Origin of the sequence: Celeribacter marinus (assembly GCF_001308265.1) — a bacterium.
GTDB lineage: Bacteria > Pseudomonadota > Alphaproteobacteria > Rhodobacterales > Rhodobacteraceae > Celeribacter > Celeribacter marinus.
This window is the reverse complement of sequence record NZ_CP012023.1, coordinates 977,388-991,706: the sequence shown is the minus strand read 5'-3', so window position 1 is coordinate 991,706 and position 14,319 is coordinate 977,388. Positions and strand designations below refer to the sequence as shown.

Annotated in this window: 17 protein-coding genes and 1 other RNA gene; 14 read left to right on the top strand and 4 right to left on the bottom strand. The window is 56.3% G+C overall.

The features are described from left to right. Positions 1–157 precede the first annotated feature (157 nt). The 10 genes from IMCC12053_RS04765 to IMCC12053_RS04720 all read left to right on the top strand — a co-directional run bounded on the left by IMCC12053_RS04765 (position 158) and on the right by IMCC12053_RS04720 (position 6,566). On the top strand, positions 158–406 hold the full coding sequence (locus tag IMCC12053_RS04765) for a hypothetical protein (protein ID WP_062216217.1): 249 nt from the start codon (positions 158–160) through the stop codon (positions 404–406). A 3-nt stretch (positions 407–409) separates the two neighbouring features. Beyond that, positions 410–1,063 carry a ceramidase domain-containing protein gene (locus IMCC12053_RS04760; protein WP_062216215.1) on the top strand — a complete coding sequence of 218 codons (654 nt, stop codon included), beginning with the start codon at positions 410–412 and terminating at the stop codon, positions 1,061–1,063. Positions 1,064–1,097: 34 nt separating this feature from the next. Beyond that, the gene (gene gatC, locus IMCC12053_RS04755; protein ID WP_062216214.1) at positions 1,098–1,385 is read left to right on the top strand and encodes an Asp-tRNA(Asn)/Glu-tRNA(Gln) amidotransferase subunit GatC; all 288 of its coding nucleotides are present in this window, start codon (positions 1,098–1,100) and stop codon (positions 1,383–1,385) included. 4 nt (positions 1,386–1,389) lie between these two features. Further along, positions 1,390–2,871 (top strand): Asp-tRNA(Asn)/Glu-tRNA(Gln) amidotransferase subunit GatA, encoded by a 1,482-nt coding sequence (gatA, locus tag IMCC12053_RS04750; RefSeq protein ID WP_062216213.1) that lies wholly within the window; start codon positions 1,390–1,392, stop codon positions 2,869–2,871. Positions 2,872–2,905: 34 nt separating this feature from the next. Beyond that, a complete protein-coding gene (locus IMCC12053_RS04745) occupies positions 2,906–3,586 on the top strand; it encodes a hypothetical protein (RefSeq protein ID WP_062216212.1) in 681 nt (226 codons plus the stop codon). A 3-nt stretch (positions 3,587–3,589) separates the two neighbouring features. Continuing rightward, the gene (locus IMCC12053_RS04740; RefSeq protein ID WP_256209767.1) at positions 3,590–4,288 is read left to right on the top strand and encodes an N-acetylmuramoyl-L-alanine amidase; all 699 of its coding nucleotides are present in this window, start codon (positions 3,590–3,592) and stop codon (positions 4,286–4,288) included. A gap of 11 nt (positions 4,289–4,299) precedes the next feature. After that, an RNA gene (gene rnpB / locus IMCC12053_RS04735) (RNase P RNA component class A) lies at positions 4,300–4,703 on the top strand. A gap of 85 nt (positions 4,704–4,788) precedes the next feature. After that, a complete protein-coding gene (locus IMCC12053_RS04730; protein WP_062216211.1) occupies positions 4,789–5,499 on the top strand; it encodes a DUF533 domain-containing protein in 711 nt (236 codons plus the stop codon). A gap of 172 nt (positions 5,500–5,671) precedes the next feature. Further along, the gene (rpmG, locus tag IMCC12053_RS04725) at positions 5,672–5,839 is read left to right on the top strand and encodes a 50S ribosomal protein L33 (RefSeq protein ID WP_062216210.1); all 168 of its coding nucleotides are present in this window, start codon (positions 5,672–5,674) and stop codon (positions 5,837–5,839) included. A gap of 205 nt (positions 5,840–6,044) precedes the next feature. Beyond that, complete coding sequence (locus IMCC12053_RS04720; protein ID WP_062216209.1) at positions 6,045–6,566, top strand: GNAT family N-acetyltransferase; 522 nt, start codon at positions 6,045–6,047, stop codon at positions 6,564–6,566. 76 nt (positions 6,567–6,642) lie between these two features. Here IMCC12053_RS04720 and IMCC12053_RS04715 read toward each other — a convergent pair whose 3' ends face one another. Next, positions 6,643–7,419, bottom strand: a complete 777-nt coding sequence (locus IMCC12053_RS04715; protein WP_062216207.1) for a Bax inhibitor-1/YccA family protein — start codon at positions 7,417–7,419, stop codon at positions 6,643–6,645. A 252-nt stretch (positions 7,420–7,671) separates the two neighbouring features. Further along, positions 7,672–7,884: a DUF1127 domain-containing protein gene (locus tag IMCC12053_RS04710; protein ID WP_062216205.1), complete on the bottom strand. Its 213-nt coding sequence runs from the start codon at positions 7,882–7,884 to the stop codon at positions 7,672–7,674. Between the two features lie 124 nt (positions 7,885–8,008). Here IMCC12053_RS04710 and IMCC12053_RS04705 point away from each other — a divergent pair, with 124 nt between their 5' ends. Continuing rightward, positions 8,009–8,887, top strand: coding sequence for a LysR family transcriptional regulator (locus tag IMCC12053_RS04705; RefSeq protein WP_062216203.1), 879 nt, complete (start codon positions 8,009–8,011; stop codon positions 8,885–8,887). A 21-nt stretch (positions 8,888–8,908) separates the two neighbouring features. On the opposite strand, the gene IMCC12053_RS04700 is transcribed toward IMCC12053_RS04705, so the two are convergent. Next, positions 8,909–9,880, bottom strand: a complete 972-nt coding sequence (locus IMCC12053_RS04700; RefSeq protein ID WP_074906089.1) for an NADPH:quinone oxidoreductase family protein — start codon at positions 9,878–9,880, stop codon at positions 8,909–8,911. A 416-nt stretch (positions 9,881–10,296) separates the two neighbouring features. Between IMCC12053_RS04700 and IMCC12053_RS04695 the strand changes: the two genes are divergently transcribed. The 3 genes from IMCC12053_RS04695 to IMCC12053_RS04685 all read left to right on the top strand — a co-directional run bounded on the left by IMCC12053_RS04695 (position 10,297) and on the right by IMCC12053_RS04685 (position 12,965). Next, on the top strand, positions 10,297–10,674 hold the full coding sequence (locus IMCC12053_RS04695) for a helix-turn-helix domain-containing protein (RefSeq protein ID WP_062216201.1): 378 nt from the start codon (positions 10,297–10,299) through the stop codon (positions 10,672–10,674). Positions 10,675–10,804: 130 nt separating this feature from the next. Next, the gene (hisN, locus tag IMCC12053_RS04690; RefSeq protein WP_062216199.1) at positions 10,805–11,605 is read left to right on the top strand and encodes a histidinol-phosphatase; all 801 of its coding nucleotides are present in this window, start codon (positions 10,805–10,807) and stop codon (positions 11,603–11,605) included. Positions 11,606–11,621: 16 nt separating this feature from the next. Continuing rightward, entirely contained in the window at positions 11,622–12,965 is a 1,344-nt protein-coding gene (locus IMCC12053_RS04685) for an 8-oxoguanine deaminase (protein WP_062220881.1), read from the top strand. On the opposite strand, the gene guaD is transcribed toward IMCC12053_RS04685, so the two are convergent. Next, on the bottom strand, positions 12,962–14,272 hold the full coding sequence (gene guaD / locus IMCC12053_RS04680) for a guanine deaminase (RefSeq protein ID WP_062216197.1): 1,311 nt from the start codon (positions 14,270–14,272) through the stop codon (positions 12,962–12,964). The genes IMCC12053_RS04685 and guaD overlap by 4 nt on opposite strands. Positions 14,273–14,319 lie beyond the last annotated feature (47 nt).

Sequence of the window (14,319 nt, the reverse complement as noted above, 5' to 3'; positions counted from 1 at the left end):
CTCTTGTGCCATGGGGGCGCGTGAGGTAGTGGTTTCCTGCGCAATTTTTGAATTGTAGCATATACCTAAATCATTGAAATTCCGCCCGTTTCGGGGGCTGTAGACCTGCGCATTTGTTTGGTCTGCGGCTTTTGCGGGCGTATGCGTGAGTTCTGAAATGTTTGAGACAACTTTGATCCGCCATGAGCGCGCTTTGAAAAATATGGCACTTGTGTTGGGTGTCGCCTCTACCGTTGCGATTGTTCAAAACTGGTATCCGTGGAACCTGTTTTTGTCGCTGCCGTTTTGTTTGATCTGGATGGGGATGGGGTGGCTCCATACCGAGCGTCAACTAAAATGGATCAACGTGTTATTTACCGCGTTTTATGTCTACGGTATCGGGAGATATTTCTATTTAGGAGTGTGAGCGATGGACTGGACGCAGCAAATCGATGGCTATTGTGAGCGGGTGGATTTCAGCTTTTGGGCGGAACCCGTCAATGCGCTGACCAATGCCGCGTTTCTGATCGCCGCGCTGTATGTCTGGCCACGGGCGAAGGCCACGCCGATGGGACGCGCCCTTGCCGTCATCCTGTTTGTTATCGGACTTGGATCGTTTGCGTTTCATACGTTCGCCACACAATGGGCCTCATTGGCGGATGTTTTGCCCATCGTCGCCTTTATCCTCGCTTATATCTTTGCCGCGCACCGTGACTATTTCGGGCTCTCTTCGCTGCGCGCCGTTTTGGCAACTGTGCTGTTTTTCCCTTTTGCGGCCGTGACGATTCCCGTTTTTGTAGCCCTTGGCATGGGGTCATCGTCGGCCTATGCGCCTGTCCCGCTTTTGATCTTTATCTACGCCTACCTTTTGAGGCGGCGCGCACCGGCAACGGCGCGCGGTCTGGCGGTGGGCGCGGTGATTCTTTGCGGCTCGATTGCGCTGCGGATGGCGGATGCGCCTGTATGTGACGGCTTCCCACTAGGCACCCATTTTGCATGGCATATCCTCAACGCGCTGATGCTTGGCCACATGATCCGCGTTTATGGCGCGCATATGCTTGAAGGCCGCCGTGCGACACGCTAAAGCCTGAACCAACCAAATTGACGGAGCCTGCCCCATGTCCATCGACATCGATACCGCACGCCGCGTGGCTAAACTTGCCCGTATTCGCGTAGAGGAAGATGCGCTTCCCGCGCTCGCCGAAGAGTTCAACGCCGTGCTCGGCTTTATCGAGCAGTTGCAAGAAGTTGATGTGGAGGGCGTCGAACCGATGACCTCCGTGACCCCGCAGCGCCTCAAACGCCGCGTTGATGGTGTTACCGATGGTGACCAACAAGCAAAAATCCTGTCCAACGCGCCCGATGCGCGCGAGGGATTTTTTGCCGTACCTAAAGTGGTGGAGTGAGCCAATGACCGATCTAAACAAACTCACCCTGTCTGCGGCCCGTGATGGTCTGCGTGCAAAAGAATTTACCTCCGCCGATCTGACCGAGGCCTGTCTGTCGGTGATTGAGGGCTCCGGTGCGCTCAACGCCTTTGTCCATAACACGCCTGAAATTGCTCGTGCACAGGCCAAAGCGGCAGATGCGCGTTTGGCGGCGGGCGATGCGCCTGCGATGTGTGGCTTGCCCATCGGCATCAAAGACCTGTTTTGTACCAAAGGCGTTGCGACCCAAGCGGCCTCACGCATTCTCGAAGGCTTCACGCCCGAGTATGAAAGCACGATCACGGCCAAGCTGTTTGATGCAGGCTCGGTGATGCTCGGCAAATTGAACATGGACGAGTTCGCGATGGGCTCGTCGAACGAAACGTCTGTTTATGGCGATGTCGTAAACCCGTGGAAAGTCGATGATCGCACCCTGACACCGGGTGGCTCATCAGGCGGCTCTGCGTCTGCTGTCGCGGCCGATCTGTGTTTGGCGGCAACGGGAACCGACACCGGTGGCTCCATCCGTCAACCTGCCGCCTTTACGGGTATTGTTGGGATTAAGCCGACCTACGGGCGTTGTTCGCGCTGGGGCACGGTGGCGTTTGCCTCCTCGCTCGATCAGGCGGGCCCGATGACCAAGTCTGTACGTGACGCCGCAATGATGCTCGAAGTGATGTGTGGCCATGACGCGAAAGACAGCACCTCCGCCGATTTGGCTGTGCCAAATTTTGAGGCGATGCTGACGGGCGATATCAAAGGTAAAAAGATCGGTATTCCTAAAGAATACCGTATCGATGGCATCTCTGCCGAGATTGCCAAACTATGGGACGATGGCGCGGCGATGCTGCGTGATGCGGGGGCCGAGATTGTCGATATCTCCCTGCCGCATACCAAATACGCATTGCCGGCCTATTATGTGATTGCGCCGGCGGAAGCCTCGTCCAACCTCGCGCGTTACGACGGGGTTCGCTACGGCCACCGCGCCAAACTGGCGGCGGGTGACGGCATCGATGATATGTATGAGAAAACCCGCGCAGAGGGCTTTGGTCACGAGGTGCAGCGCCGCGTGATGGTCGGCACTTATGTGTTGTCTGCGGGCTTTTATGACGCCTATTATAACCGTGCGCGCCGCGTGCGCACCTTGATCAAACAGGACTTTGAAAACGTGTTCGCGCAGGGCGTCGATGCGATTTTGACCCCAGCCACACCGTCCGCGGCCTTTGGTCTGGGCGAGATGTCCGAGAGCGATCCGATCCAGATGTACCTCAACGATGTGTTCACCGTGACCGTCAATCTTGCGGGTCTGCCCGGGATTTCGGTGCCTGCGGGTCTGTCGTCCGAGGGCTTGCCTCTAGGTCTGCAACTCATCGGCAAACCGTGGGAAGAGGGCGATCTGTTGAACATCGCACATTCTCTTGAGGACGCTGCAGGGTTTGTTTCCAAGCCCAATAAATGGTGGTAGTAGGGCTAACCTTTAATTTTGTGGAGCTAGCCCGATGATCGGTCGCGCCTCTTTTTTGCTTGTGTCTTTCGTTGCGCTTACCGCGTGTGATCAGCCTGCTGTGCCCGATAGTGGTGCTGGGGTTGGGTTCGGCTCGTATAATGCCTATCAAGCGCAGAGAGAGCAGGAGCTGATCTCAGGCGGACAAGGCGCGTCTGTGACCTCATCTTTGGATGCGCAAGCCGTATCTGTGCAAACGCCATCCGCAGGGACATCCACCGATCAGTTGATCGCAGATGCCGAAGCAGCGATTGCACCATCGGTCGAAAACTCGGTTGGGATTTCCTCGGAGAACGATTTCGACGCTGTTTCTGATGAACGCTCAATCGAGCAAGACGCGGCGCGTGTGGCGGCAAATCGCTCTCAGTATCAAGTTGTCGAGCCCACGGCAGTTCCCGCGCGGCCAAGTGGGGCAACCACCACATTGGTCGCGTTCGCGTTGTCGTCCCAAAACAATGTTGGGCAGGCGATCTACAAACGTCTGATCCCTGGTGCGGTGACGCGTCAGGCTCGTAATTGTGCCAAATATCCATCCCCCGACTTGGCACAAGAAGCGTTCCTCGCGGCCGGTGGGCCAGAGCGCAATGGCAAGGGCCTTGATGCGGATGGTGATGGGTTTGCGTGCCGTTGGGATCCCGCACCGTTCCGGCTGGCCGCGACGGCGCGTAACAACTAATCCATGACGTCTTTGACGATCCACGATCATCCGTCTCCAAATTTTGGGGCGCGGCGCGGAGGCGTGCGTCCTGACATGGTTGTGCTACACTATACTGCAATGGCCTTGGCACATGAGGCCTGTGCGCGGTTGTGTGCGCCCGAGTTCGAGGTGTCTGCTCATTATCTCATTGATGAGACGGGCAGCATATACCGCCTCGTGGATGAGAATGATCGCGCTTGGCACGCGGGTGCGGGACAGTGGGGCGATGTGACGGATGTCAATTCACACTCCATTGGAATCGAGTTGTCCAACACTGGAACGACTCCGTTTGCGGCGGCCCAAATGAACGCGCTTGAGGCGTTGCTGGCCGATATCCTCGCGCGTCATGCAATTGCGCCTGAGCGCGTGATTGGACATTCCGATATGGCGCCGAGCCGAAAAATCGACCCCGGCGCGCGATTCGATTGGCGGCGTCTCGCGCGTCAGGGATTATCTGTTTGGCCGGAGGTGCAACGTGTCAGTGCGGTCTGTCAGGCGTCTTTTGATGCTGCTCTTGATGCCTTTGGCTATGCGCCTTGTCAGACGCCTGATGCGCGTCTCAAAGCGTTCCGAGATCGCTTTCGGGGGTGTGATGACGGACCTCTTGATGGCTATGATGTTGCCATGGCGCAAAACCTCGCAGCACGTTTCCCCGTTGACCGCAGGGATGTGAACACCTAAATCGCTACAACGCGGATGGCTGGATAATCGCCGCCTTGGGGTAAACCCTTGGGGGAGGAAAGTCCGGACTCCATTGAGCAAAGGTGCCGGGTAACGCCCGGCGGGGGTAACCCTAGGGAAAGCGCCACAGAGAACAGACTGCCCTCTATACGGGGGTGATGGTGAAACGGTGGAGTAAGAGCCCACCGCGGGACTGGTAACAGGACCGGCACGGCAAGCCCCACCTGGAGCAATGCCAAATAGGGGTCCACTAGCAGGGACTGTGTGCGTTCGCGCATACCGCCTGCGAGGTCGCTCAAGCCTTTGAGACCCGGGTTGGCAGCTTGAGCCTGTTGGTAACAGCAGGCCTAGAGGAATGGTTATCGACGGGGCGCAAGCCCCTGAACAAAATCCGGCTTATAGGCCATCCGCGTATTAAATTCTTTACACTCAAACGCTTGCTCGGCGTTTCTTTTCGTCGCAAAGTAAGCGCGGATATTGAGTTTAGTGAGGGATTAAACATGAGTTTTGTAAAAACATTGGCCACCTTGGCTATAGGCTTCGCTGCGGCAAAAGGGGCGAGCAAAGTACGCCAGCTTGGCGGCATGGATGGCGTGCGTGATGCGCTGCGCAAATCAGGGTCCGAGGGCGGCTTTGCCGATCAAATGGGCCAGATGGCGGAAAAATTCGGGGTTCCGGGCGGCGCGGACGCTGTGCGTGACATGATGGGCAAATTTGGCAATCAAGCCGCCGATGTGTCTGAAGCGACCGAAGCGGGGCTTGGCTCTCTGATGTCCGCGATGGGGACAGCTGCGACTGCGGGGGCCAGTGGTCTGGGCGATATGTTTGCATCCGTTACCGGAGGAACACCTGTCGGGGGTGCCGCCGAGGACAATGCAAAACTGATGATCAGCGCGATGATCATGGCGGCAAAAGCGGATGGTGAGATAGACGCTGAAGAGCGCACCAAAATCCTTGATCACCTCACAGATGCCTCCGACGAGGAAATCGCGTTCGTCCAAGCACAGCTTGACGCGCCGGTTGATGCGGTCGCGCTGGCCCATGAGGCGGGCGATGCGGCGAAGGTTCAGGTCTACACGGCGGCGCTTATGGCTATCTCTGTTGATACAGATGCGGAAAAAACATTCTTGACCACATTGGCGCAAAGCCTTGATCTGGACAGTTCGAAAGTCGCGGAAATCCACGTGTCGATGGGCAAACCTGTCGTGTAAACGCGCTATCCTATGAAAAAACAAACCCGCCGCGCGAGTGTGGCGGGTTTTAGTTTGAAAAACCTATGGCGAAAGCGGTTGACTCGGGGGGTGAAGCCTATAAAAGGCGGGCTTCAAGGATTTCACGGGCTGGCCCGACCACCCGTAGCACAGACGAACTGGAGTTTTAAAAATGGCGAAGCCAACCACGATCAAAATCCGCCTGAACTCGACAGCGGACACGGGCCACTTCTATGTGACCAAAAAGAACGCCCGTACCATGACGGAAAAGATGGTCATGAAAAAATATGACCCGGTCGCGCGCAAGCACGTTGAGTACAAAGAAGGCAAAATCAAGTAAGCCATCTACTCAGACGAAAAATGCTAAACCGCGTGACCTCCGGCAGGTCGCGCGGTTTTTCGTTGTAAAGATACACCCCGCGCCGCCTGCCTCTCAAGCATCAACCAGAGAGGACAGACCAATGAGTGAGTGTAATCCATTTGAGCCCAATAGCGGGCCATCGCCGTCATCATCATTATTATCAAGCTTAGGATCTCGGTCTGCGATGGCCGCGCCGATGGCCGTGCCGCCCTTTGTCATTCGCACCGCGAAGACGACGGACGCCACCGCCATCGGCGCGCTTTTGCGCACCTGCTATACGGACGGTCTAAAGGCCGACTATCACCCCAATGTGTTGGCGGCGGCACTGCCTATTATTACGCAGCCAAAGGAAAGCCTCATCAGGTCTGGCACGTACTTTGTCGGCGATAGCGGTGAGAGCCATCTGGTGGCCAGTGGAGGGTGGAGTTGGCATGGTCCGGTGGGCGGGGTCGCCCCGCGAGACACGGCGCACCTACGCCACGTTGTGGTGAGCCTTGACTACATGCGCCGGGGCATCGGTCGCGTGCTGCTTGACCATATCTTTGCGTCTGCGCGTGCTCAGGGCGTGCGGCGTTTGATCTGCACGTCGACAATCACAGCCGCCGGCTTTTATGAGGCCATGGGGTTTGAGTGTCGTGGCGATGTTGCCTTGACGCTCGGTCCGGGTCTGGGTTTTCCGGCTGTGCAGTTGGTCTATGATTTGTAACCGTCTCTATGCCCTCGGTGCCATAAAAAAAGGCCGCCCAGTGGGGCGGCCTTTTCAATGAGGTGTTTTCGCTTGTTTATTCGCGATTGCCCAAGAAGCTGAGCAGGAACATGAACAGGTTGATGAAGTCGAGGTACAGGTTCAATGCGCCCATGATGGCGGATTTCGCGAGCCACTCCGAATCCATCGCATGTGCGTGCGCAATGTAGTCGGTTTTGATCTTTTGCGTGTCCCAAGCGGTGAGGCCCGCAAAGATCAACACGCCAATGACGGAGATCGCAAAGTGCAGCGCCGATGAGCCGAGAAAGATGTTCACAACGGATGCGACGATCAAGCCGATCAAACCCATCATCAGGAACGCGCCCATGGCCGACAGGTCTTTCTTCGTGGTGTAGCCGTAGAGCGACAGGCCCGCGAACGAGATGGCTGTCACGAGGAATGTCTGCGTGATGGACATGCCCGTAAAGACAAGGAAGATGGAGCTTAGCGAGACGCCCATGATTGCCGCATAAGCGTAAAAGAACGTCTGCGCGCCGGACGCGGAGAGGCGGTTCACGGCAGCACCAAAGGCAAAGACCATGGCGAGCGGCGCGAACATCACGACCCATTTGAGCGGCGAGGCGTAGATCGCAACACCAAGACTGGTGAGGTATTTTCCTTCACCCATCATATATTCGGTCGGTGTCGCGGACACGGCGAGGTTCGACAGCGCCCATGCGGCAAGTGCTGTGATCAAAAGGCCCACGGACATTGTGCCGTAAACTTTATTCATATGGGCGCGAAGCCCTGCATCGATCTGCGCAGAGACCCCCGCTGTTTGGGTGTTCTGATGGACGGTGCGATAGTCAGCCATTGACTGTTCTCCCTAAGGCAAACTGGTTTGCCGACCTCAGTTTGGTCGGTTCTGGTTTGATATTGGCATGACGGGGAGAGAATTCAAGACAAAGTGGGTCGAATTACGCACGAAACAGAGTGTTGCTTGTCACGTAACTGCGGGGATCGCTTTTGGTCATGCAAAAAGACCGCGATGCATGAGGGCGCACCGCGGTCAGGAGCAGGTCGGGGGGACCTGACAGAGAGTGTGGTAGTGTAGCCCTTCGTTTGCTCAGGAGGTCCAATGTGCGGGGACATCCCACGCGGGGCGCGCGGCCTCAGTGGTGGCTTCAGCGCGCGTGCGGCCAATATCTTGCAACATGCGGTCATCAAGTGCCGCGAGCGATTTGCGTTGACGGGCCACGGTGCGGGCGGTCCGCAGGCGTGACAATAGGGATGGCGTGCGTTGTCTACCGCGAATGTGGGAGATGGTCAGGGCGTGCATGGCTCATCCTTTCTTATTTGTGATGAATTACGTCAGAAGAATCATTTCCTTTGATGTTTATGCTGCATTGCGCTAAATTCTCAAAACGAATGATTGCACTGACACACATCACGGAGATTGATGAATGGCTCGAAATCTGGATATGACGGCGTTGCGCTCTTTTGTGGCAGTTGCGGACAGTGGTGGCGTGACGCGCGCGGCGGGGTATCTCAACCTCACACAGTCCGCCGTGTCGATGCAGCTCAAGCGCCTCGAAGAGAGCCTTGATTGTAAATTGCTTGATCGCTCATCGCGTACAATTTCGCTCACCGCACAGGGCGAGCAGATGCTATCTTATGCACGCCGTATGTTGGATCTGAATGATGAGGCATACGCGCGTTTGACCGCTCAGGAATTTGAGGGCGAAATCGTCCTCGGCGTGCCGCATGATATTGTGTATCCATCGATCCCACAGGTCTTGCAACAGTTTCACGCCGCCTTTCCACGGATGCGGGTCACCCTGATTTCGTCATTCACCAAGCAGCTCAAAGAAGATTTCGCGCGCGGTGAATGCGACATGTTTTTGGGTACAGAGGACGCCGCTGATGCGGGCGGAGAAGTTTTGATTGAATTGCCGCTCGTCTGGGTCGGTGCCGTTGATGGGATTGCATGGCGTCAGCGCCCGTTGCGCCTTGCGTTTGAGCATCGTTGCGTGTTCCGCAAAAGTGTCCAAGAGGCGTTGGATGGCGCGGGAATCTCGTGGGAAATGGCGATTGAAAGCGCGCAGTCGCGCACGATCGAGGCCTCCGTCTCTGCCGACCTTGGTGTTCATGCGATGTTGGAGGGGGCGACACCGCCCTTGTGTGAGCCTGTGCGGCATGGCGGGGCGCTTCCCGATCTCCCGTCTAAAAAGGTGACGTTCTACGCCTCTGATTTAATGAAAGGCGAGGCCGCAGACCGATTGCGTGATTTGATCCGTCAGGCCTATGCACAACGAAGTGCGATGCGTCTCGCCGCTCAGTGAGGCCGGCCTGTTGCGCCCTCTTTATGGCGCGATAATCACCTTGCCGGTGGCCTTGCGCTCTTTGAGCAGCGCGAGGCCATGCGTGGCCTGGTCCAACGGCAATCGGTGGGAGATATGCGGCGCGATTTCGCCCCGTGCGGCCCAGTCAAAGAGCTGTGCCAATGACGCTTTGAGCGGCGCAGGATTGAACCCGAAGTAGGCCCCCCAATAAAAGCCGATCACCGAAATGTTTTTGACGAGCATGTGGTTGGGCTTGAGTGTCGGCAGGTCGCCGCCCGCAAACCCGATCAGTAGAATGCGCCCATCGGGATTCGTAGCGCGAAAACACGCTTCGAACAGATCGCCGCCCACAGCATCATACACGACATCCGCGCCACCCAATGCTTTGATTTGCGCGCGAATGTCGGGGGAATCAGCGTCGATCAGGTGATCCGCGCCTTTGTCTTTTGCTATGGCCAGTTTGTCCGCGCCGCGCGCAATGGCGATCACTTCAGCGCCCAACAGCTTGCCAACCTCGACCGCTGTAAGGCCCACGCCGCCCGCAGCCCCGGTAACTACAAGGCGCTCTCCCTTTTTTAGTTGCGCCTTGTACGTCAGGGCCATGTGCGATGTACCGTATGCGATTTGCAGCGCGGCGGCATCGTCGAACGTGATGGAATCGGGAAGGGGGATACAGCGCGCCGCCTCGATGTTGGCGTAGGTCGCAAGTCCGCCTTGGCCCGCGAAAGCCGCGATGCGGTCGCCAACGCGAAACCCAATGACATCGGTCCCAACGGCATCGATCACGCCCGCCATTTCCAATCCGAGCGTAAAGGGCGGCGTTGGTGTGTCTTGATAGGTACCTTTGCACATGAGCAAGTCTGCAAAGTTAAGGCCACAAGCGTGGACCCGAATGCGGATTTGTGACGGCGCGGGGGCGGGAAGGTCATATGACATCACCGCAGGGGGTGTGTCGAACGTCAGCACGCGCAAGGATTGTGTGGCAATTGTCATTGAACGGCCTCGATTCGTACGGTTGGAGAACCGCTATAGTAGGATAGGGGTCCGAATTGCGCCGCTCATTTTCATGTACTTTGACGCATAAATGTGCATACATGACGCAAATGTGTGCAATTTTGCAGCGCAAGTGTTTAGGTTTTGAACAGTAATTGCCCCAGAAGAAACAATGTGGTCCAAAGTCTGGTAAAGGAATTTAGCAACGATGTGTTTTGCCCAAATAAGATAAAAGTGTAATTATTATTGCGGATTAAGTAAATAATGACGTTACGAAATTATGTCATTTTCGAGAAATGGATGTTTTCACCTCTCTTGGTTGTGCTAGGAACACTAAGCCTTGGTGATCATTTCGATCCATATTCGACGTTGGTCTTGGATGTCGTGGCATAGTGAGTTCTAAGGAGCGGTCAAAAATGAAGCATCCCGTGGATGTCCATGTTGGAAAGCGCGTTCGCCATCGTCGTTGGATGGTCGGAATGACGCAGCAACAGTTAGCTGAAAAAGTCGGGATCAAGTTTCAACAGATCCAAAAGTACGAAACAGGTATGAACCGCGTTTCCGCATCCCGACTTTGGGATATTGCTGAGGCGCTTGGTGTTCCTGTGGCTTTCTTTTTCGAAGGGGCAGATGAGAACCCAGCAGAAAAGACGTCGACAAAAGCCGACAACGTGCCTGCCGATATTTTGGCAGATAAAGAGGCGCTTGAACTGGTGCGGTCTTATTACGCAATTCCAGAGACCCAGCGCCGCCGTTTGTTTGAATTGGCGCGCGTTCTTTCTGACGTCGCCTGATTTTTCGAAACGTTTGATTTGACGGACCCACGTTGCAGGCGCATCGTGGGTTTTGTCTTTTGTGCATCTTGACCCGCGTGGCGTCAGGCTCTACCGCGGATAGGGACGTTAAAACAAAGGGATCAGGCAAATGGTAGGCCCAGTTGGTGCAGACGCTGCGGATATTATCGCCACGGCACAAATGGCGGCGGATGCTGCGCGTGTCGTCACACTTCGCTATTTTCGCGGCTCCAACCTGAACACCACCTCAAAGCGCACAGATTTTGATCCCGTCACAGCTGCGGATCGCGAAGCCGAACAAGTGATGCGAGACATCATCACCGCGCGCCGCCCTGATGATGCAATTTTAGGTGAGGAATACGGCGAGACGGCAGGGACATCGGGGCTGACTTGGGTGCTCGACCCGATTGATGGGACGCGCGGGTTTATCTCTGGCACACCTACGTGGGGCGTCTTGATCGCCGTGCGTGACGCGACACGGGCGCTATATGGCATTGTTGATCAGCCCTATATTGGCGAACGGTTTGCGGGTGGATTTGGAACGGCAACATTCAACGGACCACATAACTCACATGCATTGGTCACGGCGTCTAACGTTGAGTTGAGCGAGGCCATAATATTCACAACCTTTCCAGAAGTTGGTGAAGCGGCGGATGCCGAGGGCTTTCAGGCGCTTGCTCAGCATTGCAAGCTCACGCGCTACGGCATGGATTGCTACGCTTACGCGCTTTTGGCGGCGGGTCAGGTCGATCTTGTCGTTGAGGCGGGATTGCAAACCTATGACATCCTTGGCCCCTTGGCGGTGATTGAGGCCGCTGGTGGGATTGTAACGGATTGGAAAGGTGGATCTGCCATGCAAGGCGGGCGTGTGATTGCCGCCGCAAATGCAGAAATTCACGCGCGCGCTCTGGAAATACTATCTAAATATTGAGCTGAAAGGTCTCGCCATGCATCCCTGTTTTATCATTCGAAACGCAGACACCATTTTGACGATGGATGATGCGCGCCGTGAGATCAAAGGTGGAGATATTTTGGTCCGAGATGGCGTGATCGAAGCGGTCGGTCGCGGCCTCTACGATGATGATGCGCAAATCGTCGATGGGCGCGGCACGGTAGTGACACCCGGTTTGGTCAATACACACCATCACCTCTATCAGACGATGACACGCGCCGTTCCCGCCGCGCAAAATGCGCTATTGTTTGGGTGGTTGCAGACGCTTTATCCGATTTGGGCAAAGTTTGGCCCCGACCACATGCGGATTTCGGCCATGGTGGGCCTCGCCGAATTGGCGTTATCAGGGTGTTCGATGACGTCTGATCATCTGTATTTGTACCCTAACGGTGCGCGCCTAGATGACACCATCGATGCGGCGCGGATGATTGGTGTACGCTTACACGCGACACGCGGTGCGATGTCGATCGGGGAGAGCGCGGGGGGATTGCCACCTGATAGTCTGGTCGAACGCGAGGCGGACATTCTCAATGATTGTATACGCGTTATCGATACGTTTCATGATGCGCGCGATGGCGCCATGGTCCGTGTTGCGGTGGCCCCGTGTTCGCCGTTTTCAGTGAGCCGCGAATTGATGCGCGATGCCGCGATTTTGGCGCGCGATAAGGGCGTTATGATGCATACGCATCTGGCGGAAAATGATGAGGATATTGCCTATTCTCTCGAAAAGTTTGGCTGTCGTCCCGGTCAGTACGCCGAGAGTCTGGGATGGACCGGTCCTGATGTATGGCATGCGCATTGTGTGAAATTGGATGCGCAAGAGATTGAGTTGTTTGCCAAATCAAAAACCGGTGTTGCGCATTGTCCGTGTTCAAATTGCCGTCTTGGTTCTGGCATCGCACCTGTGCGCGCCATGCGCGATGCGGGTGTGCCTGTCGGTCTTGGCGTGGATGGGTCGGCGTCGAACGATGGCAGCAATCTGATTTTGGAGGCGCGCCAGTCGATGCTGTTGCAACGTGTTGCCTTTGGCGCGGATAAAATGAGTGCGCGTGAGGCGTTGGAGCTTGCCACACGTGGCGGAGCCGAGGTTTTGGGGCGCGACGATCTTGGGCAATTGGCTGTGGGCAAACGTGCCGACATCGCAATGTGGGATGTGTCGGATATTGAAAGTGCGGGGTCATGGGACCCTGCGGCTTTGTTACTTGCTGGCCCGACACAGGTCAAAGAGTTGTTTGTTGAGGGACGCCATGTCGTCGCTGATGGCTGGCTTGCAACCGTGCATTTGCCAGAGGTTTTGCGCCAGCAAGCAACGCTTGTTGATGGGTTGATGAACTCTTAGAGCGTACGGTCACGCGGCTGTGCTACGCGTTGCCCGTGCACATAGGTGGCTGCAATCGCGCGGTCGTCGCCCATCATGATGGTTGGGAATATTGATTCCCAAATGTCATTCACATGCAGCGTGCGCTGGGCGATTGCCGGTGTCGACGCAAGATCGATCACCGCGATATCCGCCTCCATCCCCACGGCGATTGATCCAACTTTATCGCTCATATGTAGCGCGTGGGCCGAGCCAAAGGTGGCCAGCCACAAAAGTTGTGCCGGATGCAGGGCCGTGTGTGTCAGTTGACCAACCTCGTAGGTGGCGGCCATCGTGCGCAGCATGGAGAACGAAGAACCGCCGCCGGTGTCCGTGGCCAAGCCCACGCGCAACCCATCGCGGGTACGTGCCCCCATGTCGAAGAGGCCCGAACCGATAAAGGTATTCGAAGTGGGGCAGTGGATGACCGAGCAATCCATCTCTCGCAAGCGATCAATTTCGCGCCGCTCAAGATGAATAGCATGTCCGAAAAGCGCGCCCTCGCGGACCAGTCCAAACTGCTCGTAGGTGTCAAGGTAATCGCGTGCGTTTGGATACAGGCCCTTAACCCATTCAATCTCGTCGGTTTGCTCCGAGAGGTGCGTTTGCATCAAGCAGGTTGGATATTCGGCCCATAGCTTGCCCAAGGCGTCGAGTTGTTCGGGCGTAGAGGTCGGTGAAAAGCGCGGTGTGATCGCATATGTGGCGCGCCCGTTTCCATGCCACCGCTCAATCAGGGCCTTGCTGTCATCATACGCGCTTTGCGCGGTGTCGCGCAGATAGGCGGGGGCGGTGTCGCGGTCCATACAGGTTTTACCTGCCACGATTCGCATGCCGCGCGCGGCGGCCGCGCGAAACAGCGCCTCCACGGATGTCGGGTGTATTGTGCAAAAACTCGTCACGGTCGTAGTGCCGTTTGCCAAAAGTAGATCAAGGTAAAGTTCCGCAATTTGCGCGGCATAAGCGGGATCCGAAAACTTGGATTCTTCTGGGAACGTGTATGTGTTCAACCAGTCGATCAACCGCTTTCCCCACGAGGCAATCATGGCCGTTTGCGGGTAGTGGGCGTGGGCGTCGATGAATCCTGGCATGACCAAATTGTCGCCATAGGCATGGTGAACAGCCTCAGGATAGGCGACCAAAAGCGTGGCGCGCGGCCCGATTTCAACGATCTTGCCAGCGCGCACGCGCACCGCCGTGTCGGGCTGAACCGTCACCGCGCTCAGCGCGGGATGATCAAACGGATTTCCCTCAAACGTGAGAATGTTGCCTGAAATGAGGGTGTCCATGTGCGGCGCGCCTTTGTGTGTGTTATACGTAGACTAAGCGTGGATTT